Genomic DNA, 25,877 nt, shown 5'->3' on the forward strand with positions numbered 1-25,877 from the left:
CAAGCGAATGATCAGACGGAAAGGGCGTCCTTCGGGACGCCCTTTTTCGTTTGAGCTATACGGTTCCGAGGTGGGCCTAAACGTGTTCGAACCGAGATGACGCTTGGAAAGTTCGCCGTCGCTAAGGGCAAAACGGATTGAGGTTTCTTAATCCAAACTCCACCTCACCCAAAGACAGGAAACCCACATGTGATCTGAAACAAAAAGCGGGGCGTGCGCAGGCCGATCCGCTGAGGCAATCAGGAGGAAATCATGTTAGGTTTTGAATTCTTGAACTATGGAACGCAAATCCTTCACAGCAAGGATCTGGAAGACATGCGATCTGCCATCCTTAGTGACGACGACCAGGAAGTCGACTGTGATATCAGTGAGTTTAACCGCGAGCGTAAGCGGTTCGACGTCCGGCTTGCCGAGCAGCTGTGCCACGACAGAATTAATGCTCAATCGGGCCTATCCGGGCCTATCTGGGATGAGGGGCGTTAAACCGCGCAGAATAAGGGGTTTTTCGGGTGCTTGAGGAGGCGTGACGATGAGGGCTCAAAATCGGGCTTGCGACAGTGATTTGCCCAATCTCGACCGCTCAGTGGTTCAGATCGCCGGAAAACGCTGGTTTTTTCTTCGCATTTCAGGGCCCGGAATCGAGCGTATTTTCCACGATCTGCGCAGGCCAGAACACCCGGATTGCGCCGATCGGTCAGAGCGCGTGGCATTGGCGTTTAACGGGGCTTTGAAGATGCGTTTAGGGCCTGTGTTGGGGCGGTTCAGGAACGGGCCCACCAGTTGGGTGGTTCGATCCCGAGGATGTCCCATTGCGGTGTCCAGGCCTTGCCCACGGCATCAGGCCATCCATGCCGGGCTGCGGCCTCTTCCTCAGGGGTATCAAGGCGGTCGATACCGTGACCCTCGACCCATGCGGTGATCTGCGCAATGGCCTCGCGCACGCAATCCCGCAATCGGTGAATCTCTGCGGGTTCGGGCAGGCCCGCACCCCAGGGGAACCGCAGGCCGTTTCTGACAGCCCCGATGGAGCATCTCAGTTCCACGGCGAATCCGGCGCCGCAGGTCGGTTTGCCGGATTTGAGTGTTTGACGGAGCCAGTCCACGGACTGCCCTGGCTCATGATCGTAGAGGAAATCACCGAACATCCGATCATCGAGATCTTCGCGATCACGTGGATCGCACTCGGTGAGACCGTGCCTTTCGAGGTCTTCCCATGTCAGGAAACCAGCCATTCGAGAAGTCCTGCGATCAGTTGCTCCATGCGGTCTTCGCCAAAGCGCATCAGGTTGACGCGGCTGCCCCCGGCGATGGCGTGAGCATAGTTGACGTAGCCTGCGCGGTCCAGTGCGCTGGTGGCGGCTGTCGCTAACACGCGATATGTCCGGTGTATGTAACATGCGATCTGTCCGGTTCTATTCTGTCTCTGAGAGGAGGCGTTATGAACCGAGCAGAAGTGTTACAGGAAGTTCGACTGATGAAGTTTGAAGATGTGTATTCGCGGCGAAGCGCGAACAAGCTGACGCAAGAACAGGCGGCTGAGATACTGGGTGTATCCGTGCGCACCGTCAGGCGTTGGGAGGATCGATTTGAGGCGGATGGTGCAGAAGGTCTGTACGACCGTCGGCTTGGCAAACTGGCCAACAATCGTGTTGCCACGGATAAGGTCATGGAGATGCTTGAACTGTTTGATACCAAGTACTGGGATTACACGCCGAAGCATTTCCACGAGAAGCTGGTGGCCCACCATGGTTTCACACAGAGCTACAACTGGGTGCGGCTTACACTGCAGCGCCACGGCCGGGTTCAGGCAGCACCCCGACGAGGTGCCCATCGGCGCAAGCGGCCCCGCCGTCCGATGGTTGGCATGATGTTGCATCAGGACGGCTCCAGCCATGAATGGGTTCCGGGTCAGTGGTGGGATCTGATCGTCACCATGGACGATGCCACCAACCGGGTTTATTCGGCATTCTTTGTCGAGGAAGAAGGGACGATGAGCAGTTTTCAGGGGCTGACAGAGGTGATCGAGGCGCAAGGTCTGTTTTGCTCGCTCTATGCCGATCGGGGCTCTCATTACTGGCATACGCCCGAAGCGGGCGGCAAAGTGGACAAGGACAATCTGACCCAGGTCGGGCGCGCCTTGCAGCAACTCGGCATTGAGCTGATCCCGGCCTATTCACCGCAGGCCCGTGGACGGTCTGAACGCATGTTTGGCACGTTCCAGAACCGATTGCCGCAGGAACTGCGGTCCCATGGGATCACAACCATTGAAGAGGCCAATCAGTTCCTGAAAGAGGTCTATCTTCCCGAACACAATGCCCTGTTTGCAAAGGAGCCGGAGGATACGACCTCGGCCTTCGTGCCGTTTACAGGCAATGTGCGCGACACCCTGTGTGTGCAGGAAGACCGCGTCGTCGGCAACGACAATACGGTGCGCTACAAGGGCCTGGTCATGCAGATCGCGGCAGACAGGCACCGTCATCATTTCCTGACTTCCGACCTTTTTGTTGATCTGACTGGGTTTTTGGTTTGTTTTCAGGTGTGGTTGCTCAGAGGCGCGTTGTAGTGCCCCATTATTATAAAAAGTATTGACATGGGCCTTCAGATGGCTAACCTCTTCGCCCATGTTCATCCGCACCAAACATGACGCAAAGCTCAACCGCACACGGATCCAGATCGTTGAATCCGTCCGCACCGGCTCCAAGGTACGCCAGAAGATCCTGCGCCATGTGGGTGTGGCCCATAACGACAGCGAGATTGAGGATATCAAGCGTCTGGCGGGCCGCTTGATGGAGCAATTACGCATTGATCGCTCGCCGCAAATGGAACTGTTCACGCCCACGGAATATGCCGATCTGCAGGCGCTGGTGCGCCGCGCTCCGCGGCCGGACAAGCTTGGCGTTGATCTTGCCGAGTGCCGTGAGGAGGCGCGGGTCTCTCTGGGTCTGCGGGATGTCATGGGGACGATGTATGACCAACTGGGTTGGGGGGCCCTTCTGGGGGCGGCGCGTAAAAGTGCCAATCGCATTGTGAAAGAGCTGGTTATGGCGCGGATCGCACAGCCCGAGAGCAAGCGCGCGACCGTGGAGGCGTTGGAGAACCAGGCAGGCATCACGCTCAATCTGGACGTGGTCTATCGGAGCATGGATTACATCAATACGCCGGTGATAGACGGGATTTGCAAAACCTCTCACGCGGCGGCAGAGAAGTTGCTGGGCGGGCCAGTGACCGTGCTGTTCTACGATTGCACGACCCTGGCCTTTGACACCGAGCGCGAGGACCCGGCCGAGGATGCGGACGGGGTCGAGCAGGATCATCTTCTGGCCAAGGGCTTCAGCAAGGATGGCAAGCATCACCGCGCTCAGGTCATGCTGGCGCTGATCGTCACCTCCGATGGGCTGCCTGTGGGCTATGAACTCTTCCCGGGAAACACCTGGGAAGGTCATACGCTGGAAGCTGCGCTGAAGGCGTTGGAGGGACGCTTCGACGTGGCCAGGGTCACGTTCGTGGCCGATGCCGCCATGCTCAGCAAGGACAACCAGCAGATGTTGCAGAACAAGGGTCTGCCCTACATCCTCGGCTATCGCATGAAGTCCGCCCCGGCCGCCGTGAAGGCGAACATTTTGAGCCCGGAGGGACGCCAGCCTTGGGCTGGACACGGTTCTGAAGAGGCAACCGAGAAGGGCTGGTACAAGGTGATCGACCAGGAGGGAGCGCGGGTCATTGTGACCTGGTCACCCACCCGGGCACGCAATGATGCCCACAAGCGCGACAAGGCAATCGAAAAGCTGCACAAGAAGCTCAAGCGCTCTCGCAAACCCGGCAGCTTCAGCAGCCGGGGATATGGCCGCTTCCTGGCCTTCCCCGACAGCGGGGACGTCACGCTGGATGATGCAAAGATCAAGGCAGCGGCACAATGGGACGGGCTGCATGCCATTGTTGTTCATGGTGCGGACGAACTGGAGGCACAGGACGTCATTGCCCGCTATCACCAGTTGTGGGAGATCGAAGCCTGCTTCCGCACCAACAAGCACGATCTGAAAATCCGGCCCATCTATCACTGGTCGCCGCGTCGGGTCCGGGCCCATATCGCCATCTGCTACATGGCCTTCTGCTGCCTGCAGCACCTGCGCAAGCATCTGGACCTGCTCGGACACCCGATGAGCCCGGCTCGTATCCGCAACGAGTTGAACGCATTGCAGCTCTCGATCCTGCGCCACAAAGGCACCCCTGACCGCTACGGCATGCCAAGCCATGCCACGGTCGATGCCAGACGCATCCTCACCTGCGTCGGCCTGACCTGGAACGAAGCCCCTTTCAAGATACCCCCCGGGCGCACCCGAAAAACTGGCCAGACCAAAGCCTGAGCTCCCTCAACACTCCGAAACAATCGCTGGCGAAAAAAGTCCGTGTAGTGCCTTTTGGCAACCAAGGCATAATAATATCAATGACTTATACGAAAAAATGTCGGAAGTCAGGAGGGGCTGACAGAGGTGATCGAGGCGCAAGGTCTGTTTTGCTCGCTCTATGCCGATCGGGGCTCTCATTACTGGCATACGCCCGAAGCGGGCGGCAAAGTGGACAAGGACAATCTGACCCAGGTCGGGCGCGCCTTGCAGCAACTCGGCATTGAGCTGATCCCGGCCTATTCACCGCAGGCCCGTGGACGGTCTGAACGCATGTTTGGCACGTTCCAGAACCGATTGCCGCAGGAACTGCGGTCCCATGGGATCACAACCATTGAAGAGGCCAATCAGTTCCTGAAAGAGGTCTATCTTCCCGAACACAATGCCCTGTTTGCAAAGGAGCCGGAGGATACGACCTCGGCCTTCGTGCCGTTTACAGGCAATGTGCGCGACACCCTGTGTGTGCAGGAAGACCGCGTCGTCGGCAACGACAATACGGTGCGCTACAAGGGCCTGGTCATGCAGATCGCGGCAGACAGGCACCGTCATCATTTCGTCAAGGCGAAGGTCAGGGTCCACGAATACCCCGATGGTCAACTGGTCATCTTCCACGGCCCGAGATGCATTGGCCGCTACCAGCCTGACGGATCACCCATCACACAGGAGGATAGCAAACACAAAGTCGCGTGACCCGCTTCGACGTGGCGCGAACGCGGTGGCCCAAATCTACGGTCGCCTACGGCTCCCTCCGAATTGGGCCACCGCGCAATCAACTGAAGCGGACAATTGGCATGTTACCTACACCGGACAATTCAGAATGTTCTCGACAGTGCGCTGGTGGCGGCATGGGAGGCCAGCCGCTGCATGGCGGGGGCGTTCATGTCGAGACCGGCCGCTTGCTCGTTGATGCGCAGCGTGGCCAGTTGCCAGAGGCGATTGGCGGTGTGGCCAAGCCCGGGGCGGGGATCGGTGGCGCGGAAGAGCGAGCCATCATGGCCCACGGCGACGACGCGCACGAGGCCGGGTCGCTTTTCCAGCTGCTCAAGATCAACAGATGACAGGGCTGCGGAATCGGGATGATTGTGCACGACGCCGATACGGCGGGCCGGGTCTCTCAATATGTCGAGCATCTCCGGAGACAAGTCGACCCGGTCTCGCGCGCCCTCCACCCATTCCACGGGTGCGGCATTGCCGCCACGCACGGGGGTGTCGGCGTCGAGATCGATGGCGGCGAGATGTTCATTGCCGGTTCTGAGGCCGCGTGCGCGGGCTTCGTGGATCAGCCCCAGTTCGATGCCGCGCGCCACCGGGTCCAGGCCCTCGGCGATGGCATCATGGCGGCCCTGCTCGGCGAGGAATGTGGCCCCGGGGTTGGTCTCAAAGCCCGGCGTGATGCCCTTGGGAACCTCAAGGCTGCGCCCGGTGCGGGGATCGGTCAGGCTGCGGGTTTCCATTGGTGGCTCGGTGGCGACGGTCAGGCCCCGGCGTTCCAGCGCGCGGGCGGAGAGCTGGCGGGTGGTACAGGCGCAGAAATAGCCGTTGGGCGGGAAATGCGCGGCCCACCAGATATGATCGACCGGCACAACCAGCCCGTGGAAAGGCTGATGCGCCGCGCGGCGGCTGGCGCGCTGGAGCTGGATATATTCGAGATAGGGAAAGACCTCTTTGGTGCGCTGGATGCGCATCCAGCGTCCGGCGGCATATGCGGTGCGCAGGTTGGTGTCGAATATGACGGCAAGGCGGCGTTTCGAGCCAAGCTGTACGATGCGGGTCTCGCCGGTGAGCGGATCGGTCATGCTCTTGCGGCCCCACCATCCGGCGGCCTTGAGCTTTGGCTCCAGCGCCGCGCGGAACTGCTCCATGGTCCAGCCCCCGGCGATGGCCTCGTCCACGGCTTCGCGGATCGTGGCCAGCAGATCGTCCTGCATCGCCTTGGCGACCACGAAGCCGCGCGCATGGGAGGCGCCCCACCAGTCGCGCCAGGAATAGCGCCCTTCAGGCGGGGCGTAGCCCTTGGCGCGAAAGAACTCTATGGCTTCCCGGGGCTGAAGCGCTGTGGCGGTGGCCAGTGGCGTGAGATCGATCGGGTCAGCCATGGGGTCACGCCTCCGGATCGCTTTCGGGCATCACCGGCGCATCGGCGGTGCCTGCGAGCTGGGCTGCAAAATCAGCGCGCGCGTAAAGCCCGGCCAGCGCTTCGGCGGCTGGGTGGGTGGCCAGTTCCGCCAGCCGGTCGCGCAACGCTTGAAGCGTTTCCGCCTCATCCAGTGCGCCCTGAACGGGAATGAGCGTGGCAGCGGCGGCCTCTGCGGCAATATCGGGGCCGATGAGATGGCCGACCAGCCCGGTGATGGCATCACCCGGGGCGCCGCCGGGCGGCGCGGCAAACTCTGCGGTGGGATCAGACATGTCGGGCGGCCTGTCGGGCCGGGGGGCCGGCTCTTCCCAGACCCCACCATAGGTCTCTTCGATATAGCTGCGCGCGGGGCGCAGGCCGGAGGCCTGGGTGATGTAATAATCGCGTTTTGCGCGGATCTCGAGGTCCTCGGGTGGCGCGGTATCGCGGTAAAGCCGGGGCACGGCAGCCCCGGGAAAGTTCCAGTGGGTGAGCCATGTGGCCACGCTGGCGTGCAGGCATTCGGAAAGCCGGTGTTCGTCACTGGCGATGAGGGCCTGAAGGGTTTCATTCTGGACCCTGGCTGTGCCCACATGCTGGCCGATCTCGGAGGTGGCGTGCTGGCCCACCACCGCTTCGGCGATCATGCGATCCAGAGCGGACAGCATGGAGCGGAAGTCTCCGCCCCCCGAGCCTCTACCACCGGCTCCACCGCCGGAACCGGCGGCGGCCAGCGTTTCCACCGACTGGCCCTCGGGCAGCGCGATGCAACTGGCTGTCACCGCCTGTCCCATGATTGCCAGCAGCGCATCGATCTCCGGTTGCAGTGCATCCTGTCTGTATTTGCCCACCAGCACCGGCGCCCCGAACTTCTCCAGCGCCACCGACCACATGCGCAGCACCTGCCGCTTGAGCCAGACCGGCCAGATGCACCAATGCGCGGCCCCCAGCCCGAAGGGTTGCCCGCCATGGCGCGGCGGGGTGCGGTGCAGGATGTATTTTGCCGGCGGCAGCGGGATCCCGGCAGGATGGCTCCGGGTGATCAGCAGCGGATCGAGCGTGGTCCGGTCATGGCGGATGAGGCGCGGATCGCGACTGCGGATATCGACCAGCCGGACGCGGTGCCCCTCCACCGCCCAAAGGCATTCGGAGATCGCATAGCCATACCAGATCGCGTGCAGAAGCGCCCGGCTGACCCGGTTCATGTCGAGGCCGCCCAACTGCAAGCGCAGATCGTCGGCGGCCGCCACGTCCCGCGCGCGCGTGCCGCCGGGTTCGATCACCAGGGGGGCCGCCAGCAACCCGTCGATGCGCTGGCCCAGCACGGCGGTGGCCTTGCTGTCGGTCAGGGCGATCTCGGCGGCGTCCAGTCCGGCGTCATCGCCCGGGACACCGCCAAAGCCGCCCGGCCCGCCGGCCAGCGCGCTGCCCAGACCTTCCAGCCAGCCTGCGGTCTGACCCCAGATGCCGGTTCCGCCCAGCCGGGCGGTCTGGGCCGGTGCGGCCCGCTCTGCGGTATCGGGGCGCTTGGGGACATCACTGTCACGGGGATCCATGGCTTACCTCCAGCCAACAGGGCCCGCCAGCGGCGAGCGGATGATGTCGAGATCGGGATCGGCGCGGTAGCCCGCGCCCGCGCCTGGCCCGCCGCCCAGCCCGGCGGAGCTGAGTTGCGGACCCGGCCGCATCTCGAAGGGTCCTGCCACCGAGGCGGCTCCGAAGGCCGCGAGCGCCAGGGCCCAGAAGCGATCGGCATGCCCGTCACTGTCCTTGCGGTCGGCAACAAGGCGCGGCGCCCCGGAGACCGAGGGTTCGGCGCGCACGGAATGCAGATCATCCCAGAGCGCGGGATCGGCGGGAATGCGAATGCGGCGATCCTCGAACGCCTCGCGCAGGGCGCCGGCCACATCGAGCTTGCGGGCCGCCGACAGCAGCACCCCTTCCACGGTGAGCGCGCCATGGTCTTCCTGGTACTGCTCGACCACCGCCTCGCCCATGCCGGTCTGATCGACCAGGATGCGCAAGGGGCGGTGCGCGCGCGCAAGACGGCGCATTTCGGCGCGCTGTTCGGCAAAGGTTTTGTTGTCCAGTGTGACAATCTCGCGCAGCCAGAGCGTGCCCCCATCATCTTCCAGCACGGCGGCCACCCAGAGGTCGCGACGGCGCGCCACATCAACACCGATATAGCAGGGACCGGAGCCGCGATGGTCGGGGTTTCCGGCGCGCGCGTCGCGTGAGGCGGCGCGGATGAGATCATAAAGCAGCCAGGCCCCGCCGCCCGCCGAAGGCACGCAGTCGAGCTCTTCCGGCCCGTGGCGGCCATATTGGGCGCGGATGGCGGCCTCCCAGGCGGTTTCGGCCGGCTGCGTGAGCGGTTGATCGGTAAGCTGTGCAATCCGCCCATAGAGCCCCTGAGCGAGCGCGTCACGCAGTGTCACCCGGTGGAGCGTGCCCGGCTGGCGAGCCTCCCGGATATCGCGCACCAGCGTGTTGAACGGGTTGGCCTCGCCGTTATGGGTGGAGATGATCCGCACCCGGCCGCCCCAGGTCAGAAACGCAAGCGCCGCTTTCAGCACCGCGTCGAGCGTGTCGACAAAGGCGGCCTCATCGATCACCGCCACATCGCCCGGACGGCCCTTGCCCCGAAACCCGCGTGGGGAAGAGGTCATGGCGAGGATCTGTTTGCCCGAGGCCAGCGCGATCCGGAAGGCCTGGATGTCGCGGCCCTCATCATGGATCAGAACCTCGCCGGCCGCCCCGGCCGCGATGCCGAGGTCCTCGGCCCAGCCCGCGCAATCGTCGATGAAGCCGCGCGTCATGTCGCGTGCGTAGCTCTGATAGTAGATATCGCCCCGGCCCGTGCCTGCATGCATCACCGCGTGATAGGCCTCGGCCCAGCTGATCCCGATGCGGCGGGACTTCTCGATCACGGCCAGCGGGGCGGGGTCCCCCACCCAGGCCGATTGATAGGGCAGAAGGGTCCTCATGCATCACCACCCTCGACCGCCTGCCGGATCAGGGCGGCAACATCCGGGCTGAGACCGGCCCCGCGCGCGGCCGCCCCGGCCCGTTCTCCCCCGGCGCGGCGCTCGGCCTCGGCCAGGCGTTTGCGTTCCTTGTCGGCCATTGCCTCGCGCAAGCCCGATGAGCTCATGACATCCTTCATCATCCGGCCCAGGAAATGCAGATCACGCGGATCGATCTCCCCGGCCTCCCGGGTCATCTGCGCTTTCATCACCTTGAAGGCCACGGTGGTGATCATCTCGAAGAGCACCGATTGGCGGCGGGCTTCCTCTTCCAGCCCGATCTCGTCCAGCCACCCCGCCGCCCAGCCGGTGGCCTCCTGCTGAAGGCGCGAGAACTCCCGGTGTTCCTGGCCGAACCGCTGCACCGTTGAGCGCCCGATCGTGACCAGCAGCCCCTTCTCGGCCAGGCGGTCATTGAGCGCGTCGGTGATCGTGTCATAGTCGGCAAACCCCTGCGCGGCGAGCTCTTCGCGCAGCCAGTCACGGATGGCCGAGGGCAGAAGATCGATCTTGCGCCGTCGCGGCATGTCACGGCCCCTTTGGTGCGGGCCGCCTCACGCCGGGATGGAGGGCCCGGCCTTGCGCGATATCCACGCCGCGCGCGGTGGCCGAGGCCAGAACGAAGCCCTCATGGTCCTCCAGCGTCACAAGCTCCTGTTCGCTGAGCCAGGCCAGCGTCGAGACCAGCCGGTCGCGCGAGGTGGTAATGCCCAGCCCATTGCAGACATCCATGAGGATCTCCGAGTTGGAGGCATATTCGAGACAGGCCGAAAGATGGGTGAGGATGGCCAGGCGGCGGTGGGCGTCCAGTGTTGCGGCATAGCTCATCTGCGGCTCTCTCCCAGAAGATGGTCCTCGATCCGGGTGATGGCGGCCGAGAGGGTGCCCACGGCCCTGGCATCGCGCTCCATGGCGGTGCGCAACTCCGAGACCGCGCCCGCCTGGCGTTCGATGGCAAGCTGCAGCGCGTGAATGTCCTCGCGGCTGGCCAGCCCCGCCACCGCGCCTTCCAGCCGCGTCAGCCGTTCGGCGTGGCGATCGAGCCGGTCGGTGACATCTGCCCCGGGCCCGGACCGGGATGGGTGCGGGGAGGCGCTGCGCCGCAAAAGACCCAGCCGCTGCAGGGCCACCACGGCGCCGCCCAGAAGGCCCAGGATCGCAAGGAGCGCGGCAAAGCTCTGCCAGTCTTCAGGGGTGGGCGTCATCAGCAGGCCTCCGGGAAAGATATGCGGGCAAAAGGGTCCTGCCCACATTAGCGGCTTTGCGCCACATCAGTCAGCGGACCATGGTCCGCTGCTCTGGTTATACCCGGGGGCGGTGCGGGATCGTTGCAGACCGGACAGGGCACACCGCGCCGCACTTCACTGTCGGTCATGTCAAAAAGCCAGCCCTTTGCGGTGCGCCAGCCGGGCATCAGGCCCGGAGCCTGCCCCCGGTCATCGGCATGCATCATCACGCGGCGCATCCGGGGTGGGGGCGTCAAACCCGGAAGCCAGGGCTGGCGGCGTTCAGTCTTCACTGTGAACCGCCCGCGCCGCCTCCAGCCAGGCCAGACAGGCGGCGCTCAGATCACCCCCGTGGGCGACGAGGCCGTGAAGCTGTATTTCCACGATGCCGCAGGCGAGCTGGGGGATTTCCACCTTTGCCCCGGTCTCGATGAGCGCCGTGGTTACCGCCTCGGTGATCGTCTCCACATCCTCCATTCTCGAAAGCCGCTCCAGAAGGGCGGCGCGGGCTGTGGTGCCGGGATCGGCGTTTTTGTCCTGTTCTTCCATATCCATATCCTTCATCTAGGTACATTCTCCCGCTTCCGCCTGGTACAGCGCCCGCCGGAAAAGGCGATCTGCGCCCGCCCCCCGGGCCGGCGGAAGGCACCCTGCCGGCTCATGGCTTGCGCGCCTCGCGCCGGTAGCGCCGCACGGTGCCGGTTGCAATACGCAAGGCGCGGGCGATCTCGCCTGTTCCCATGCCGCGCCCTGCCAGCCACAGCACCACCGCGCGGCGCGCCAGCGGCACCTCCAGCACATGACCGCCACAGCCCTGCATGAGCGCCTGTGCAGGCGCGTGACCCAGAAGGGCGATCAGGGCCTGGCCGTCGGGGCTTTGATCGCGCGCGGGCACCCGCCAGCTCTGCCCGCCATGTTCCAGCGCGATGGCAAGTGCTGCCTCGCGCCCGGCGTGATCGGCAATCTCGGCCAGGGAGGCCGGCAGGGGCGCGGATGCGCAAGTCTGATGCGGGCGGGTCAATGCTCAGGTCTCCGGCGGGCACCCCTTTGGTGCCGCAGGCTCAGCCGTTCGGCGCGGTTCGAGATCGGCCCGGCCTGGGCGTTGGTTATGGTGACGAGTGCGACCGTGCCATCTGCCGTGCGCCGCAGATGAAACCGCAGGCCGCCCCGGATCACCGCGCCCTCGCCAAAGGTGCGCATGGCGGCCTCCGCGCCCGGCACCTGCGCCGCAATCCGCGCCCTCAGCCCCTCCACATCCACACCCCAGCTGCGCTCGAGCCAGCGCAGCACCGCGTGTTCGGTGACATGCAGCGAAAAGTGGCTTGACCTATCCATTACGCAGCCCCCCGGTCTGGCGTCTCGCGCGACATGCGCCGCGCGGCCATCTTCCGGCGTCCGTATTCGGCAGGGGTGAGGCGAAGCCGCTTTGCCTCGATCCGCGTCTGCGCGCGCCGCTGCTGGCGGGTGAGGCGGGAGGCAGGCGGGATGGCCCTGTTGGCCTTCAGCTTTGCAACCCACCGCCTCTGCGCGCGCCCGACCCCTGCGCCCGGTGCGGCGCGCGTATACTGGCGCGTGTGCTGACCCGGGGGTGCGGGTGTGGCACGTCCGGCCTGAAGCGGCATGGAGGTCAGCCCCGCAAGCAGGGCGCCATAAAGCATCTGTGCCATCTTCATGGGGAGACCTCCGCATCTGCATCTGCCTGCGCCTCTGCGCGGGCCAGCATCGCGCGCAGCGACCGGATCACATCGGTGATGCAGCCCGTATCGGTCAGCGCATCCACATCGATGGGCACAAAGGCCCAATGCGCCCCGAAGCGCGCGCGGATGAAGGCGTTGAGCCCGGCGCGGCCCGGGCGTTTCAGCGCGCCCCGGCGCCCCAGTTCGCCCCAGAGCGCGTGAATGAGGCGCACGTCGCCCCTTTTGGCTTTGGGGCGGGGGTTTGCGCCGCTGTGGCTGTCCCGGTGGGCCGCGCTGGCGCCCTTCTGACCGCCCCTGTGGCCGCCCCCTGTGCCATCCGGGGCTCCGCCCCTGTGGCCGCCCCCTGTGCCATCCGGGGCTCCGCCCCTGTGGCCGCCCCCTGTGCCATCCGGGGCTCCGCCCCTGTGGCCGCCCCCTGTGCCATCCGGGGCTCCGCCCGTTCGGCGCTTCATCCGTCCACTGGACGGATGACCGGTTGCACCGGACCGCGCCTCACCCTGCAGCGTGTTGAGATGGGCCAGTAGTCGGGCCAGGTCGCGGGCGGACATGTCCCGCATCGACGCCTTGCCGGTCACAGCCAGTTGCACATCATGGCGTGCGTCCGCATCGAGCCCGAGGGCGCGGCAGGCCCCGTGCGCCGCGCGCATCAGCCGGGCGCGGTCCCCTTCGGCATATCGGCGGGTGCGGGTCATGTCACCGCCGCCCCGCCCTGCGCTTTGCGCGCCGCGCGTTCGAACCTCTTCTGCCGCCGCGCGATCCGCATCCGCTGCGCTTTATGTTCGGGCGCCTTCATCGGCAGGCGCGTGACGGGCAGACCGGAGACCCCCTCGGGGATATGCCTGATCCGCCCGGCCGCCACCGCCGCGTCGATGAGCCTGCGCGCCTCGGCGGAGAGCGGGGCGCGCGTCATGCGGGTGCCAAAGACCGCCACCGCTCAGCCCGCCTTGGCCAGATCGATGCTGATCGGCTCCCAGGCCGCATCGGGGGTGGCGCGGCGATAACAGCGCATATAGGTTTTCGAACCCACCACCCGCATCGCATCGCGGATCGCTTCCATCGCCCTGCGCCAGCGCCCGTCCGCGATATCGAGCCGCAGCAGGCTGTAGATGCCGGCGCGCGCGATCTCGCCCTCCTTGTCGACCTGGAAGGCGTGGGAGACGATGGTGCGGATCTCGGCGCGGCTGCCCTCGGCCCATTCGGCCAGGCATTCCTCCACCAGGTCGCGCGCCACCTGCAATTCGGGGCCGAAGGCGATGCGATCGGCGATCTGCACCTGCACCTTCATCGTGCCGTCATAGGACATATAGGTGCGGTTGCCCTTGACCGAGCGGCGGCTATGGCCGCCATATTCGGCCTCCAGGATCGCATCAAACCCGCCGATCTCATCAAAGCAATGGGACCGGAACCGCCCGATCTGCCCCGAGAGATCACCGGCAAAATGAATGACCCGGCGCACCATCTCATCCTGCAACTGGTCCTGCGGGCGCACCATCTCGAGCGGCGTCAGGCGCCCTTGTGCGTCGCGCATGTAGCGCGCACCATCAATGTCCACCGTGGCCGCATCGATCCAGTTCAGCGGCGGCAGGCCCAGAGATACGGGACCGGCTTCGCTCTCCGGGTCACAGCCCTGGTCGATCCGGGCCTCGGGGCCCCTGTCGGGATGCGGGTTTGTCTGTGCCATAACATGTCCTTTCGATGTGTTGACTGTTGCAGGGGGTCTTTTGCATCCGCCGTCAGCCCTCGGCCGCGTCCTCAAAATCCACATGCGCGAAGATCGCCGGCAGCCCGTCTTCCAGCCCGACCGCCTCGATCTCGTGAAAGCCGCCCGGGATGTCGGCGATCCAGACCTCCTCATGGGCGGGCAGCTCAGAGAGCCGTTCGATCAGCTCCTCTACGCTCATGACAGCTCTCCCGCCGCCGCTTCGATATCCGCCTCGGAGATCGCCTCGCGCCCGGCCCCGCGCGCGATCATCCAGGCCCGCGCCAGATGGCGGCGCAACCCGTGCAGCCCGCCGGGGCCTGCGGCGGCGGCGATCAGATGTTTCATCTCGTCATCTCGCGGGCGCCCGGTTTGCGTCCCAGGGGCCCTGCGGCAATGGCGGCCACATCGTCGCGGGCCAGCGCCTTGAGATCGACCCGCATGCCGATCCGCCCCGTCACCTGCGGACAGCGCGCCAGCGTCATGCGGATGGTGTCATCGCCGATGAGCGCCAGCCCGCAGCCGGCCATGTCGCGAATGCAGCGGAGCTCATCAAGCAGGGGTGCGCGCAGATGATGCGCCTCATCGACCACGATGAGCGCGCCGCGCCCCTCAAGGCCGGCCACAATCGCCTGCTCGGCCTCCATGGAATGGGTCGGGCGTGCCCCCGCGCCAAGGGCTGTGCCGAGCCGCGAAAGCAGCCGGGGCAGGGTCGTGAGCGTCGGCGAGGCGCGCAGCCAGATCGCCTGCGCCCGGCCCGCGCAATGGGTCTCGGCCGCCCAGGTCTTGCCGCGCCCCGAGGGGCCGTGGATCAGCGCCAGATCGCCGGCGGCCTGGGCATAGGCCAGGGCGGCACTGACCGCCCGCGTGGCACAGGTCTCGGCATGGGCATCGAGCCGGGCCCCGCCAAAGGCATGGGCGGCGCGCTCGGCGCGGGTATCAAGCCAGCGCCCGATCCGCGCCTCCACGGCGTCATTGTCGCCGCCATAGCTGCCGTTCAGCCAGCTTGAGAGCGTGGGGGCGCTGACCCCGGGACCGATCTCGGCAGCAGCCCTGGCGCGCGACAGGCCAAAGGCGGCCATTTCCGCCTCCACCCGGGCGCGCAGCTCCGCCGGGGCGGGGGCCGCAGAGGCGGGATCGAGGACGCCAGAGGCGGGATCGGGGTTCGCAGACGGGCCGCGCGCCTCACGCGCAAGGGGTGTGATGTTTTCTGCCGGTTCCATCGGGGGTTCTCCTCTCTCAGATGCCTTCATCCAGAAACAGTTTCGCGGCCGCCTCCAGCGCAGGGCTGGCGCCCCCGGCCCCGCCAGCGGTGCGGCGGGAGGCTTTGGGTGCGGCGCTGGACGCAGACCCGCCTGCGCCCGCACGCGCCTCGGCCGCCTTGCCGGCCTCCTTGAGTGCCGGCGTCTCATGGGGTTGATCCGCCCGTGCCCCGCTGCGCGGCCCGACGCTGGAAAAGGCGATCACCTTGCCCGCCGCCTCCTCAGACGCGCTGAGCACATCCTCCATCGCCCCTTTGGGATTGTGGGCGCGGGCCAGATCGCGGGCGTCCTTGCGGGCGGCACTGTCGGCCTTGCGGGCCCGGGTTTTCGCCTGCGCCGCAATACGAGCCAGATCAGCCCCGGTGCGCGCGGGGTCCTCGGCCATGAAGAGAAACCGCCCCTCAGGCGAAAACACGAAAAGACGCGCGGGATCAGCAGGGTCATAGCGCAGCTCCACCCGCTCACCCACGCGGGTGCCCATCTCCGGGGCGATGTACCAGATACCCCCCACCGAGAGGCCCTGCTTGGAAATGGTGCGGCGCGGCCCGTCTCCCGAGCGGCTCACCGGCTCGGCCAGCAGCGGATCAAGCGCGCGCGGATCGCTGATCTTTCTCAGCGGCTCCGCCCAAGCCGCCATGCGCTGAAAAGGGCTCTCGCCGGTGCCGCCATGGGCGCGGCGCCCATAGATGGCCTCGACCCAGATGTCGCATTTGCGCTGCAGCTCCGCCCCGGAAAGCGCGATGTCAAAGGTCTCGGCCGCGTCCGTGCCGCGTCTCTGGGACATGGACTTTTTTGCCTCAAGCTTCTTGCGGTCCATCACGTCATGGCCGGTAAAGCCCGGCAGGAAGGCAAAGAGATCGCGCGTCATCGTGCCGAAAAAGCGCTCGATATAAGGTTTTGCCTCGGGCGTATAGGGCGGGCAGATGTCATGCTGGATGCCCAGGTCCGAGAGCACCCGGGTGAGATGGCGCGAGGTGTAGTCCCGGCCCTCATCGGTGCGCGCCACCTCCGGCACGCCCCAGTCGACAAGGCAGCGCCGCAGGAGCGCGCAGATCGCCGTTGCCCGGCTGGTGGGCACCACCAGAACCTTCGCCCGGCGCGCCCAGACATCAATGGCCCCCACGATCGTATGCCGCCCGTCGGTGCAGATCACATCCGCAGGCGTCGAATCCAGTTCCCAGAGCGCGTTGGGCGCGCGCACTTCCGCCGCCGCGCACCCAAGCGCAGGGGCCAGCCGCGCGCGATGCCCGTCAGGATCAGAGACGGCCGAGAGCGCACGGGCGTTCTCCGCATCGCCCCGCCAGGTCTTCAGCCAGCGCTGTGTCGCGCGCAAGGACGGCGCCTTGCCATAGCGCGCCTTCAGCACCCGCACCACATGGGAGGCGGTCAGGTGTCCCCCGTGCTCATGGATCAGCGCAAGGGCGCAGTCGCGCATCTGCGCGTCACTGAGCGGCCCGCAGCGCCCGCGCCCGGGCCGGTCGGTCAGCACCACCAGCCGCGCCTCGGGTGCCAGGCCCTGGCAGGTCAGACGCCAGCGGCGCACGGTGTCACCTGTCACCCCGGCGCCTTTTGCGGCCCGGGCATCCGCATCCGCCCGCGCTATCCCTGTGGCTATCAATCGCTCGGAGGCCGCCACCGCATCGAGCCGCATCCGCGCCTGCGCCAGTGCGGCAGACGAGCGGGGTGCGCTCGGGGGTGCGTCTGAACGAGACGGAAGACCGGCGGAAGGCACCGTGCCTGAACGGGTCTTTGAGGGGGCCTTGAGAGCCCCTTTAGCGGGTTTTGAATTGGACAGGCAGGGGGTCGTGCGGGCGCCTTGCAGGGGTGCTGCAGGGGGCGGGTTTGGCGATATGGCGGGTTTGGGTGGTGCGAATGTCATGGGCTATGGCCTGAAATCCCTGCCGGCAAGGGGCCGGCTTGTTCCGGGGTGGCGTCATCAACCGTCATGGCGTCGTGACGGTTTGCATCCGTCGCCAGGCGGGTGAGCGACGCGCTGACTTTTCCGGCCAGCTTCGTAACCCTCTCCTCCAGCGCCCGTCCGATCAGGGCCTCCAGTGACGGGGCCAGGCGGCGGCGTGCATTGCCGTGCAGACTTGCAACCGCGACCGCAAGATCCTCCGATTCCGTCGCAGCGAGAATGCGGCGATAACCCTCCTCCACCATATCAAGGCCTGCCTCGATATCGGCGCGCACACCATCAACCACGCGCCGCGCCGCATCGGGCCCCGCCCGCTCGGCCTTCAGCGCCTCGATCTCCGCCTTCAGTCGCGCGTTTTCACGCTCGGCACGGCCCCTTGCGGAGCGCTCCGCCATCACGCCGCGCAGCCGGTCCACGGACCAGTTGTAAAGCGAGGCCTCGGCCAGAACCGCGTCGCCCTCTTCCGGCTCCAGCCCCGCCACTTCGGCATGATGCGACCAGCTCAGTTCGTCCCGGCGTCGGGACGGTTCGATCCGCCGCGCCACCGAGGCGCGGTTCTTCAATGTGCCCAAAGGCACGTCCAGCTTTTCCGCCAGCCGCGTCATGTCGCCATAGGCCGTCGGGCGCTCGGCAACCCAGTCACCCATCTCCCAGGCAATGCCGTCAAGGCCACGGTCGAACGCCCTTTCGCGCGCCACAATCGAAAGACCCTTCTCTTCCCATTCGGCATCAAGGCGCGCCTCTATCTGTTCGCGGGGCTCAATCATTGCGCGTCCTCTTTTCCAGTGTGGCCTTGCTGATCTTCGGGTTCCGGCAACACGGGGGCGCGTTCGGGCGCCCCTTGAGCCGGTGGCGGGACCGGCCTCACAAGCCGGTAGAGAAAGATGCGCTCCATCGTCATCGGATCGATACCCTGGCGGCAGGCAATCTCCGCGCCGTTGGCGCGCAATTCCGCCACGGCCGCATTCACGGCGCAGACATCCGCCCCCGTCACGATCTCGCGCGTCGAGTGCTCCCGCCCGTCGCGCAAAAACGCGTGCAGGCGCTGCAGGCGCGGGGAGCGGGAGAGGCGCGCCGCATGCATCATGAGCGCCCTCCCCCACAGGGCGCACCGCCACCCGCAGGGGTCTCGTTGAGATGCGCAAGCACCTCCGCCACCATCAGCGCCGCCCCATCACAGGCCTCGATGCGCGCCTGCGCCCGGGCAATGCCACGGGTCACCGCCTTATGATCGCGCCCGCCAAGGGCCGCACCGATGCGCCCATACGTGGCTTGCGTGAGGGCAGCGCACAGGCACATGGCCATCTGCCGCGCCTGTGCAACCTCCCGATCCTTGAAACCCCCGCGCAGCGCATCCGCCTCCAGCCCGGCCACATGGGCGCTCACCAGGACAATCCGCGCCAGCGCGCGGTCCTGCCCGCCCGGCAGATGCGGCAGCGGCGCAAGCTCGCTGAGCAGGGCGCGCAGCTCCGCGCGCGAAAGGGGCGGTGTGTCGCTTTGCGGGACGGGTGCGTGCCCCGTCGCAGGGGATGTTTCCGGGGTTATCTCGGGGAGTGTTTCGGGGGCGGTCTTGTCGTCCGCCTCGCGCCCGATCCTGTCGCCCGTCTCAAACGCCATCACGCCGGTGAGCGCCGCCTCTGCGCGGGCCATCGCGCCGCAGGCTTCAAGCTCTGCGCCAAGGGCCGCCGCCTTGCGCAGTCCGCCCAAGGTGGCTTTGGCGGTGCGGGCATCCATGCGGCCGCAGGGTTCGGCCGGGCCGATCGACCGGCCCGCCTCCGCAAGGGCGCGGCGCAATTGCCGGAAATCGGAGGCGGCGCTCATGGGCTCACCGCCCAGGCAAGCACCAGCAGAACCCAGAGTGCCCCGAACAGCGAGACCGCGCCAATGAGATCGCTCAGCCAGTGATCGTCCAGGGCGCGGACGAGCCGGGCAAGAAGGCCTCCACGGACAGGGCCGTGGGGGCAGGTGCTGCGCGCTACAGGCGGGCGCGCAGAGCCAGGGAGTAACCGGTCAGGGGTGGCGGCCGGGTCAGGCGTGACGCCCTCCCCCGCCGCCGGTACCATCGGAGATGCAAACCAACCGATGGAGGAAAAGATGGATCCAGATAACGCCGAAATAATCGCCAAGGTCGCAAGCCGCTCAGCCCGAAGCACACACCATTTACTGATCGCGCTGATTGCCTCCCTGATCGACAGCGGCGCGCTATCAGCGGAGGTATTTGCGGAAAAACTCAACGATATGGAGCGCACCATTCGGAGCGTCAGCCCCGAAGACGCCTGGGATGAACTGGAGATGAGGGTCACGATCAGCCTCATTGATCAAATTCGTGATCTTGTTTCTGGCGGCGAGAAAACGTCACCCTGAGCGCGGCGGCGATCGGCCCCCTGCAATCCATCTCGTCGACGAGCACATTGATCAGCCGATCAGCCGGATCGGCAATCTCGTCAAGATTCGGAGTAGGATGGTTATGCATGGCCGTTACCTCGTTGCTGCAGGGGTGTCGGGCGGGCGGATCATGACAGACCCTCCGCTTTGGCAGGACCGGGCGTAACGCCTGGTCCCGCCGCCGGTTCCATCGGAGATGCAAACCAACCGATGGAGAGATAAATGGATGCGGAAAAATACATGTTAATGACGGAGATCGACCGGCGTATAAGTGAGGCCGGCAATCGGGATTTTGAAACGATCATGAGCATTATGCGCCCCCTCATGGCTGTGGTCAGGGCAGGCCTGCTTTCGGGCGCGATTTCTGTTGATGACGCCATTAAGCTGCTGCCCCCGGGCCGGAATGAGGATCAGGATCGCGGGACGATTGAGCAGTGGGCAAACCCGCGATCCGGCGAATGAACGCACGATCATAGTCGTTTATCTCCTGACTTCCGACATTTTTTCGTATAAGTCATTGATATTATTATGCCTTGGTTGCCAAAAGGCACTACACGGACTTTTTTCGCCAGCGATTGTTTCGGAGTGTTGAGGGAGCTCAGGCTTTGGTCTGGCCAGTTTTTCGGGTGCGCCCGGGGGGTATCTTGAAAGGGGCTTCGTTCCAGGTCAGGCCGACGCAGGTGAGGATGCGTCTGGCATCGACCGTGGCATGGCTTGGCATGCCGTAGCGGTCAGGGGTGCCTTTGTGGCGCAGGATCGAGAGCTGCAATGCGTTCAACTCGTTGCGGATACGAGCCGGGCTCATCGGGTGTCCGAGCAGGTCCAGATGCTTGCGCAGGTGCTGCAGGCAGCAGAAGGCCATGTAGCAGATGGCGATATGGGCCCGGACCCGACGCGGCGACCAGTGATAGATGGGCCGGATTTTCAGATCGTGCTTGTTGGTGCGGAAGCAGGCTTCGATCTCCCACAACTGGTGATAGCGGGCAATGACGTCCTGTGCCTCCAGTTCGTCCGCACCATGAACAACAATGGCATGCAGCCCGTCCCATTGTGCCGCTGCCTTGATCTTTGCATCATCCAGCGTGACGTCCCCGCTGTCGGGGAAGGCCAGGAAGCGGCCATATCCCCGGCTGCTGAAGCTGCCGGGTTTGCGAGAGCGCTTGAGCTTCTTGTGCAGCTTTTCGATTGCCTTGTCGCGCTTGTGGGCATCATTGCGTGCCCGGGTGGGTGACCAGGTCACAATGACCCGCGCTCCCTCCTGGTCGATCACCTTGTACCAGCCCTTCTCGGTTGCCTCTTCAGAACCGTGTCCAGCCCAAGGCTGGCGTCCCTCCGGGCTCAAAATGTTCGCCTTCACGGCGGCCGGGGCGGACTTCATGCGATAGCCGAGGATGTAGGGCAGACCCTTGTTCTGCAACATCTGCTGGTTGTCCTTGCTGAGCATGGCGGCATCGGCCACGAACGTGACCCTGGCCACGTCGAAGCGTCCCTCCAACGCCTTCAGCGCAGCTTCCAGCGTATGACCTTCCCAGGTGTTTCCCGGGAAGAGTTCATAGCCCACAGGCAGCCCATCGGAGGTGACGATCAGCGCCAGCATGACCTGAGCGCGGTGATGCTTGCCATCCTTGCTGAAGCCCTTGGCCAGAAGATGATCCTGCTCGACCCCGTCCGCATCCTCGGCCGGGTCCTCGCGCTCGGTGTCAAAGGCCAGGGTCGTGCAATCGTAGAACAGCACGGTCACTGGCCCGCCCAGCAACTTCTCTGCCGCCGCGTGAGAGGTTTTGCAAATCCCGTCTATCACCGGCGTATTGATGTAATCCATGCTCCGATAGACCACGTCCAGATTGAGCGTGATGCCTGCCTGGTTCTCCAACGCCTCCACGGTCGCGCGCTTGCTCTCGGGCTGTGCGATCCGCGCCATAACCAGCTCTTTCACAATGCGATTGGCACTTTTACGCGCCGCCCCCAGAAGGGCCCCCCAACCCAGTTGGTCATACATCGTCCCCATGACATCCCGCAGACCCAGAGAGACCCGCGCCTCCTCACGGCACTCGGCAAGATCAACGCCAAGCTTGTCCGGCCGCGGAGCGCGGCGCACCAGCGCCTGCAGATCGGCATATTCCGTGGGCGTGAACAGTTCCATTTGCGGCGAGCGATCAATGCGTAATTGCTCCATCAAGCGGCCCGCCAGACGCTTGATATCCTCAATCTCGCTGTCGTTATGGGCCACACCCACATGGCGCAGGATCTTCTGGCGTACCTTGGAGCCGGTGCGGACGGATTCAACGATCTGGATCCGTGTGCGGTTGAGCTTTGCGTCATGTTTGGTGCGGATGAACATGGGCGAAGAGGTTAGCCATCTGAAGGCCCATGTCAATACTTTTTATAATAATGGGGCACTACAACGCGCCTCTGAGCAACCACACCTGAAAACAAACCAAAAACCCAGTCAGATCAACAAAAAGGTCGGAAGTCAGGAATACATGTTAATGACGGAGATCGACCGGCGTATAAGTGAGGCCGGCAATCGGGATTTTGAAACGATCATGAGCATTATGCGCCCCCTCATGGCTGTGGTCAGGGCAGGCCTGCTTTCGGGCGCGATTTCTGTTGATGACGCCATTAAGCTGCTGCCCCCGGGCCGGAATGAGGATCAGGATCGCGGGACGATTGAGCAGTGGGCAAACCCGCGATCCGGCGAATGAACGCACGATCATAGTCGTTTATCTCGATACCCGCCCCGGAGAGATCGTACTCAATCCAGAACACGCCAAGGTCCGAAGATGCGGTGGCAAAGGCGGCGATGACCTTGCGGGTCGCAAGGCGTTCCACCGGGTCTTTCCGGGTTGCCAGAACATCCACGCCACAGATGTATTGTTGCCTGTCGAAGAGTGTGGTGATCATGCAGTCCGGTCCTTGTTCATAGCGGGATCGCCCTCCCAGACCGGCAAGAGGCCCGCCACGCGGGTGGCCCGCGCATCGCGGCAGGGTGCGCAAAGTGCTGTCATGCGTGCGCAGGCCACGGCGTCCGGCTCCATCAGGTGATCATCCACCCGGATCAGCGCCAGCTCGTAGACGCCCGCATCGCGGCCGCCGCAGTGATCGCAGCGCCCGCTCATGCAGCCGCCTCCGCAGCAGGCGAGCCCGGCGTCGGGGTCGGGCGCGGGATGTCAGAAGGCCAGGCAAGGTCCAAAGGCCAGTGGTCGGAAAACCATTGCAGCGCGCGACTGTAAGTTCGATCCGTAAACCCGAGCCCTTGTCGAATGCGGCTGAAAAGCCGGGCATGGCCGACAGCCCAACCGGAAATTGTCGCTTCGCTACGGTCAACTCTGGTTCGGAAAGTGTCTACAAGGGCTATGAGTTCAGATCGCTGCATAAAAGCAGCATTGCATAATTGCAGTAATCATTCAATGTATATTTGCAACGCGCATAACTTGTGTAATTTTACAGCAATGCAAACCGCAGAATTACACAAGTTATTTGATAACAGACGTATTGACCTCGGCATTTCGCAAGCGCGCGTCAGCGAATTAGCCTTTGGGAGCCGAAAAAAAACACCAATCCAAGCAATGCGACGGGGAAGTTCGCCTACGGCTGAAACGCTTAGCGCTCTCTGCCGCGCCCTTGGTCTCGAGTTCTACATCGGCCCGCCGCGCGATGGCGTACCTGTCGAATCGCCGCGCGCGCCGAACTGGGAGCGCTTCACCGAGGCGACCCTGCCGCACCGGGGGCTGGCCACCTGCTCGGTGCAGGGCTGGTCGAAGAGCCAGCCCTTGCGCGACCCCCTGCCCAGACCGGAGGATATCATGGACGATGACGCTTTCTGGGTTTCGGCCACGGGGCAGTCGATGATCCCCGAAGGCATCGACGGGGGCTGCGTGTGTCTTGTTTCGCCGGGCCGTGAGGTGCGGGACGGGGACCGGGTCTGGATACTGGATTTTCAGGGGCGCGCGGCAATCAAACGCCTGGTGGAAAAGACAGAAACCGGCTCCCTCAAGCTCCGGGGGTGGCTTCCCAAACGCGATGGCGAGCAGCAGAGCTTTGACGAGGAACGGCTGCCGGCGGGCATCCGCGAGGTCTACCCGGTGGTGGCGGTGTTCCGGGGCAAGCCGGGTGCGGAAGGGGCCGAATATATCCCCGACCCGAAAGCGCCTGCCCCCGCCGCGCAGCCCGAATCCTCAAACGTCGCCCCTGTCGAGCGGGTGCCGAAGGCGATCACCGACATGCTGGGCCTGCCCGAGGGCGCAAGCGCGGATGCGGTGCTGAAAGCGATGGAGGCAAAGATTGCCGGCCGGGGCACGGCCCATGCCACGCCGGTGGCGGCGCTGGAGCGGAAGGTGGCGCGCACGCTCAAGTCCGAGACGCGGTCCCTGAAGGATGATCTGGAAGCCAAGCTGGACGCGCTTGCCGCCCGCCTGCCGCCCGCAGCGGACGAGGACGAGACCCGAATCAGTCTGCCCTTTGCGGGCGATCTGCGCGCGGACCCGCGTGCGGGCGAAGAGGTGTTCGAGGAAACGGAAATGAACTTAAGCATTCCGAGCGAGGCCCTGCCACCGGGCCTGAAGCCCGAGCGGGCCATTGCGCTGCGCGCCGAGGGCACATCAATGCACCCCACGATTCGCTCGGGCGATATCCTGGTGATCGATCACGGCGACCGGGAGGCGCGCGAGGGCACGGCTTTCGTAATCCGCACCGGGACCGGTCTTGTGGTCAAGCGGCTCAGACAGAAGGGGCACGGGGGCACGGGGGAATGGATCATGACCAGCGACAACCCTGAGGGCTACCCGCCGCGCCCGGTCGGGCCGGGGGATCACATCCTGGGCCGGGTGATCTGGTTCGGGCCGGAGAAGGCCGTTGTGGTGGGGGGGTGATGATAGGATCAAACGGCGAATCAGTGATGAGGATGGGGATATGGACAGCAACCGAATTATTAACGGCGCTATTAACGGCGCGATAAGTGCAGTATTGGCAACGGTGTTTTTTGGGCTGCTCACCGCCGCCGCAAATTTATTGTCCAACGGCAAAATGGCTGAAGCCCTGGGCGCGGTATCTGATCGAGAGATGAAACAGGTCATCAGCGATTTCGACAAAAAGATCGCACCGAAGCTTGAGGCTTGCAGGGTGTGTTTTCGGGAGGTGGCTAAATCACCAAATCAGTGCAAGCCTCAATATCCGGAAGCGGAAACTTGTAGCGGGTGGAGCACATCGTCTGCAAAAGGCCCGTGGACGCAGATATTTCTCGACGACACAGACGATGGTGCGGGCGGTTGCAAGTATCAATGGCGTCTTGAGTGCCGCGCGAATTAGCCTTCATCAATGGCTTGAACTCCAGCAGTGCCTCACCCGCCGCCTGAGATCAGCAACTCGCTGACCCGCTTGCTGGCCTTTGCATTGGCCGAATAGCGCGTCTCGACCTCTTCGCAATCGGCCCATGCGAAGATCTCGCGAATCTCTGCCCGGTCATTGATCGACAGGATGAACCTTCCCTTGATGCCTTTCAGGATCTGAGCCATGCGCGCAAAATCGGCGCGTGCGAACATGTGCGGGCCATAATCGCCCTCATGGCCCAGGTAGGGCGGGTCGAGATAGAACAGCGTACCCGGCGCGTCATAGCGGGCAATGAAGGCCTCCCAGCCCAGGCATTCGATCACGACCCCTGCCAGGCGGGTGTGCAGGTCTTCCAGCAGCGGCTCGAGCGTTGTGAGGTTGAAGCGCGCAGGCCGCGCCTTGCTGACCCCGAAGCTGCGCCCGGTGACCTTGCCGCCAAAGCTTGTGCGCTGCAGGTAAAGAAAGCGCGCGGCGCGTTCGAGGTCCGTGAGCGTGTCGGGGTCCGTTGCACCCAGGCGCTCGAACTCGGGCCGCGTGGTCAGCTGGAAGCGCAGGGTTTCGATGAATTGCGGGTAATGGCGCTGCAGGATGCGAAAAAGCGTGCTGACATCGCGGCTGAGATCATTGATCACCTCCGCGCGCGGGCGCATCTCGCGGCGCAGGAACACCCCGCCCATGCCCACGAAGGGCTCGGCATAGGTGACATGCGGGATGGCGGCGATCCGCGCGGCGATGCGCGCGGCCAGACAGCGCTTGCCGCCCAGTCAGGGGGCCACGGGCGCGGCCGGCTCCACCGGCGCCATTCCGGTCTTGGGCG

Annotated in this window: 34 protein-coding genes and 1 pseudogene; 9 read left to right on the forward strand and 26 right to left on the reverse strand. The window is 64.9% G+C overall.

The features are described 5' to 3' along the window. Window positions 1–252: 252 nt before the first annotated feature. On the forward strand, window positions 253–483 hold the full coding sequence (locus ACOERD_RS01425) for a hypothetical protein (protein WP_419737782.1): 231 nt from the start codon (window positions 253–255) through the stop codon (window positions 481–483). A gap of 278 nt (window positions 484–761) precedes the next feature. Here the strand turns inward: ACOERD_RS01425 and ACOERD_RS01430 are convergent, their stop codons facing one another. Both ACOERD_RS01430 and ACOERD_RS01435 read right to left on the reverse strand, forming a co-directional pair. Then, window positions 762–1,232, reverse strand: a complete 471-nt coding sequence (locus ACOERD_RS01430; RefSeq protein ID WP_419737728.1) for a hypothetical protein — start codon at window positions 1,230–1,232, stop codon at window positions 762–764. Further along, window positions 1,217–1,372 (reverse strand): hypothetical protein, encoded by a 156-nt coding sequence (locus ACOERD_RS01435; RefSeq protein WP_419737783.1) that lies wholly within the window; start codon window positions 1,370–1,372, stop codon window positions 1,217–1,219. The genes ACOERD_RS01430 and ACOERD_RS01435 overlap by 16 nt, the downstream gene beginning before the upstream one ends. Window positions 1,373–1,438: 66 nt before the next feature. Between ACOERD_RS01435 and ACOERD_RS01440 the strand changes: the two genes are divergently transcribed. The 3 genes from ACOERD_RS01440 to ACOERD_RS01450 all read left to right on the forward strand — a co-directional run bounded on the left by ACOERD_RS01440 (window position 1,439) and on the right by ACOERD_RS01450 (window position 5,093). Next, window positions 1,439–2,563 (forward strand): ISNCY family transposase, encoded by a 1,125-nt coding sequence (locus ACOERD_RS01440; RefSeq protein WP_419737784.1) that lies wholly within the window; start codon window positions 1,439–1,441, stop codon window positions 2,561–2,563. A gap of 58 nt (window positions 2,564–2,621) precedes the next feature. Then, window positions 2,622–4,364, forward strand: a complete 1,743-nt coding sequence (locus ACOERD_RS01445) for an IS1634 family transposase (RefSeq protein ID WP_419737624.1) — start codon at window positions 2,622–2,624, stop codon at window positions 4,362–4,364. A gap of 126 nt (window positions 4,365–4,490) precedes the next feature. Further along, complete coding sequence (locus ACOERD_RS01450) at window positions 4,491–5,093, forward strand: hypothetical protein (RefSeq protein WP_419737785.1); 603 nt, start codon at window positions 4,491–4,493, stop codon at window positions 5,091–5,093. Between the two features lie 122 nt (window positions 5,094–5,215). On the opposite strand, the gene ACOERD_RS01455 is transcribed toward ACOERD_RS01450, so the two are convergent. The 21 genes from ACOERD_RS01455 to ACOERD_RS01555 form a co-directional block, all read right to left on the reverse strand. Further along, on the reverse strand, window positions 5,216–6,331 hold the full coding sequence (locus tag ACOERD_RS01455) for a phage minor head protein (protein WP_419737786.1): 1,116 nt from the start codon (window positions 6,329–6,331) through the stop codon (window positions 5,216–5,218). 172 nt (window positions 6,332–6,503) lie between these two features. Then, entirely contained in the window at window positions 6,504–8,075 is a 1,572-nt protein-coding gene (locus ACOERD_RS01460) for a phage portal protein family protein (RefSeq protein ID WP_419737787.1), read from the reverse strand. A 3-nt stretch (window positions 8,076–8,078) separates the two neighbouring features. After that, complete coding sequence (locus ACOERD_RS01465; protein ID WP_419737788.1) at window positions 8,079–9,506, reverse strand: hypothetical protein; 1,428 nt, start codon at window positions 9,504–9,506, stop codon at window positions 8,079–8,081. Further along, entirely contained in the window at window positions 9,503–10,072 is a 570-nt protein-coding gene (locus ACOERD_RS01470) for a phage protein Gp27 family protein (protein ID WP_419737724.1), read from the reverse strand. Before ACOERD_RS01470 ends, ACOERD_RS01465 begins: the two co-directional genes overlap by 4 nt. Before the next feature lies 1 nt (window position 10,073). After that, window positions 10,074–10,373, reverse strand: coding sequence for a hypothetical protein (locus ACOERD_RS01475; protein ID WP_419737723.1), 300 nt, complete (start codon window positions 10,371–10,373; stop codon window positions 10,074–10,076). Then, on the reverse strand, window positions 10,370–10,798 hold the full coding sequence (locus ACOERD_RS01480) for a hypothetical protein (protein ID WP_419737789.1): 429 nt from the start codon (window positions 10,796–10,798) through the stop codon (window positions 10,370–10,372). Before ACOERD_RS01480 ends, ACOERD_RS01475 begins: the two co-directional genes overlap by 4 nt. Further along, window positions 10,798–11,064, reverse strand: coding sequence for a hypothetical protein (locus ACOERD_RS01485; RefSeq protein WP_419737790.1), 267 nt, complete (start codon window positions 11,062–11,064; stop codon window positions 10,798–10,800). Before ACOERD_RS01485 ends, ACOERD_RS01480 begins: the two co-directional genes overlap by 1 nt. Beyond that, window positions 11,054–11,335, reverse strand: a complete 282-nt coding sequence (locus ACOERD_RS01490; RefSeq protein WP_419737791.1) for a hypothetical protein — start codon at window positions 11,333–11,335, stop codon at window positions 11,054–11,056. The genes ACOERD_RS01485 and ACOERD_RS01490 overlap by 11 nt, the downstream gene beginning before the upstream one ends. A gap of 94 nt (window positions 11,336–11,429) precedes the next feature. Next, window positions 11,430–11,792, reverse strand: coding sequence for a hypothetical protein (locus ACOERD_RS01495; protein WP_419737792.1), 363 nt, complete (start codon window positions 11,790–11,792; stop codon window positions 11,430–11,432). After that, window positions 11,789–12,106, reverse strand: a complete 318-nt coding sequence (locus tag ACOERD_RS01500; RefSeq protein ID WP_419737793.1) for a hypothetical protein — start codon at window positions 12,104–12,106, stop codon at window positions 11,789–11,791. The genes ACOERD_RS01495 and ACOERD_RS01500 overlap by 4 nt, the downstream gene beginning before the upstream one ends. Then, entirely contained in the window at window positions 12,106–12,444 is a 339-nt protein-coding gene (locus tag ACOERD_RS01505) for a hypothetical protein (protein ID WP_419737794.1), read from the reverse strand. The genes ACOERD_RS01500 and ACOERD_RS01505 overlap by 1 nt, the downstream gene beginning before the upstream one ends. Continuing rightward, window positions 12,441–13,160 carry a hypothetical protein gene (locus ACOERD_RS01510; protein ID WP_419737795.1) on the reverse strand — a complete coding sequence of 240 codons (720 nt, stop codon included), beginning with the start codon at window positions 13,158–13,160 and terminating at the stop codon, window positions 12,441–12,443. Before ACOERD_RS01510 ends, ACOERD_RS01505 begins: the two co-directional genes overlap by 4 nt. Further along, window positions 13,157–13,378 carry a hypothetical protein gene (locus ACOERD_RS01515; RefSeq protein WP_419737796.1) on the reverse strand — a complete coding sequence of 74 codons (222 nt, stop codon included), beginning with the start codon at window positions 13,376–13,378 and terminating at the stop codon, window positions 13,157–13,159. Before ACOERD_RS01515 ends, ACOERD_RS01510 begins: the two co-directional genes overlap by 4 nt. Before the next feature lie 24 nt (window positions 13,379–13,402). Beyond that, window positions 13,403–14,149 carry a DUF3164 family protein gene (locus ACOERD_RS01520; protein ID WP_419737797.1) on the reverse strand — a complete coding sequence of 249 codons (747 nt, stop codon included), beginning with the start codon at window positions 14,147–14,149 and terminating at the stop codon, window positions 13,403–13,405. A 52-nt stretch (window positions 14,150–14,201) separates the two neighbouring features. Beyond that, complete coding sequence (locus ACOERD_RS01525; protein ID WP_419737798.1) at window positions 14,202–14,369, reverse strand: hypothetical protein; 168 nt, start codon at window positions 14,367–14,369, stop codon at window positions 14,202–14,204. Beyond that, a complete protein-coding gene (locus ACOERD_RS01530) occupies window positions 14,366–14,515 on the reverse strand; it encodes a hypothetical protein (protein WP_419737799.1) in 150 nt (49 codons plus the stop codon). Before ACOERD_RS01530 ends, ACOERD_RS01525 begins: the two co-directional genes overlap by 4 nt. Further along, window positions 14,512–15,390, reverse strand: coding sequence for an AAA family ATPase (locus ACOERD_RS01535; RefSeq protein WP_419737800.1), 879 nt, complete (start codon window positions 15,388–15,390; stop codon window positions 14,512–14,514). The genes ACOERD_RS01530 and ACOERD_RS01535 overlap by 4 nt, the downstream gene beginning before the upstream one ends. 16 nt (window positions 15,391–15,406) lie before the next feature. Next, a complete protein-coding gene (locus tag ACOERD_RS01540) occupies window positions 15,407–17,080 on the reverse strand; it encodes a Mu transposase C-terminal domain-containing protein (protein WP_419737801.1) in 1,674 nt (557 codons plus the stop codon). Between the two features lie 224 nt (window positions 17,081–17,304). Further along, entirely contained in the window at window positions 17,305–18,114 is an 810-nt protein-coding gene (locus ACOERD_RS01545; protein WP_419737802.1) for a hypothetical protein, read from the reverse strand. Further along, complete coding sequence (locus tag ACOERD_RS01550) at window positions 18,111–18,434, reverse strand: hypothetical protein (protein WP_419737803.1); 324 nt, start codon at window positions 18,432–18,434, stop codon at window positions 18,111–18,113. Before ACOERD_RS01550 ends, ACOERD_RS01545 begins: the two co-directional genes overlap by 4 nt. After that, window positions 18,431–19,168: a helix-turn-helix domain-containing protein gene (locus tag ACOERD_RS01555; RefSeq protein ID WP_419737804.1), complete on the reverse strand. Its 738-nt coding sequence runs from the start codon at window positions 19,166–19,168 to the stop codon at window positions 18,431–18,433. Before ACOERD_RS01555 ends, ACOERD_RS01550 begins: the two co-directional genes overlap by 4 nt. Before the next feature lie 273 nt (window positions 19,169–19,441). On the opposite strand from ACOERD_RS01555, the gene ACOERD_RS01560 reads away from it, so the two are divergent. Continuing rightward, window positions 19,442–19,711, forward strand: coding sequence for a hypothetical protein (locus ACOERD_RS01560; RefSeq protein WP_419737805.1), 270 nt, complete (start codon window positions 19,442–19,444; stop codon window positions 19,709–19,711). A 243-nt stretch (window positions 19,712–19,954) separates the two neighbouring features. Continuing rightward, the gene (locus ACOERD_RS01565; RefSeq protein WP_419737806.1) at window positions 19,955–20,194 is read left to right on the forward strand and encodes a hypothetical protein; all 240 of its coding nucleotides are present in this window, start codon (window positions 19,955–19,957) and stop codon (window positions 20,192–20,194) included. Window positions 20,195–20,330: 136 nt separating this feature from the next. Here ACOERD_RS01565 and ACOERD_RS01570 read toward each other — a convergent pair whose 3' ends face one another. Further along, the gene (locus tag ACOERD_RS01570; RefSeq protein WP_419737624.1) at window positions 20,331–22,073 is read right to left on the reverse strand and encodes an IS1634 family transposase; all 1,743 of its coding nucleotides are present in this window, start codon (window positions 22,071–22,073) and stop codon (window positions 20,331–20,333) included. Between ACOERD_RS01570 and ACOERD_RS01575 the strand changes: the two genes are divergently transcribed. Next, window positions 22,066–22,437: a hypothetical protein gene (locus ACOERD_RS01575; RefSeq protein WP_419737807.1), complete on the forward strand. Its 372-nt coding sequence runs from the start codon at window positions 22,066–22,068 to the stop codon at window positions 22,435–22,437. The genes ACOERD_RS01570 and ACOERD_RS01575 overlap by 8 nt on opposite strands. A gap of 195 nt (window positions 22,438–22,632) precedes the next feature. Here ACOERD_RS01575 and ACOERD_RS01580 read toward each other — a convergent pair whose 3' ends face one another. Beyond that, window positions 22,633–22,851, reverse strand: a complete 219-nt coding sequence (locus ACOERD_RS01580; RefSeq protein WP_419737808.1) for a hypothetical protein — start codon at window positions 22,849–22,851, stop codon at window positions 22,633–22,635. A 450-nt stretch (window positions 22,852–23,301) separates the two neighbouring features. On the opposite strand from ACOERD_RS01580, the gene ACOERD_RS01585 reads away from it, so the two are divergent. Together ACOERD_RS01585 and ACOERD_RS01590 are read left to right on the forward strand one after the other, a co-directional pair. Next, window positions 23,302–24,603 carry a S24 family peptidase gene (locus tag ACOERD_RS01585; RefSeq protein ID WP_419737809.1) on the forward strand — a complete coding sequence of 434 codons (1,302 nt, stop codon included), beginning with the start codon at window positions 23,302–23,304 and terminating at the stop codon, window positions 24,601–24,603. Between the two features lie 40 nt (window positions 24,604–24,643). Beyond that, on the forward strand, window positions 24,644–25,039 hold the full coding sequence (locus tag ACOERD_RS01590) for a hypothetical protein (RefSeq protein ID WP_419737810.1): 396 nt from the start codon (window positions 24,644–24,646) through the stop codon (window positions 25,037–25,039). A 32-nt stretch (window positions 25,040–25,071) separates the two neighbouring features. On the opposite strand, the pseudogene ACOERD_RS01595 reads toward ACOERD_RS01590, so the two are convergent. Beyond that, window positions 25,072–25,863: pseudogene (locus ACOERD_RS01595) on the reverse strand (DNA adenine methylase). Window positions 25,864–25,877: the final 14 nt, after the last annotated feature.

It is taken from the genome of Ruegeria sp. (assembly GCF_965199275.1).
GTDB lineage: Bacteria > Pseudomonadota > Alphaproteobacteria > Rhodobacterales > Rhodobacteraceae > Ruegeria.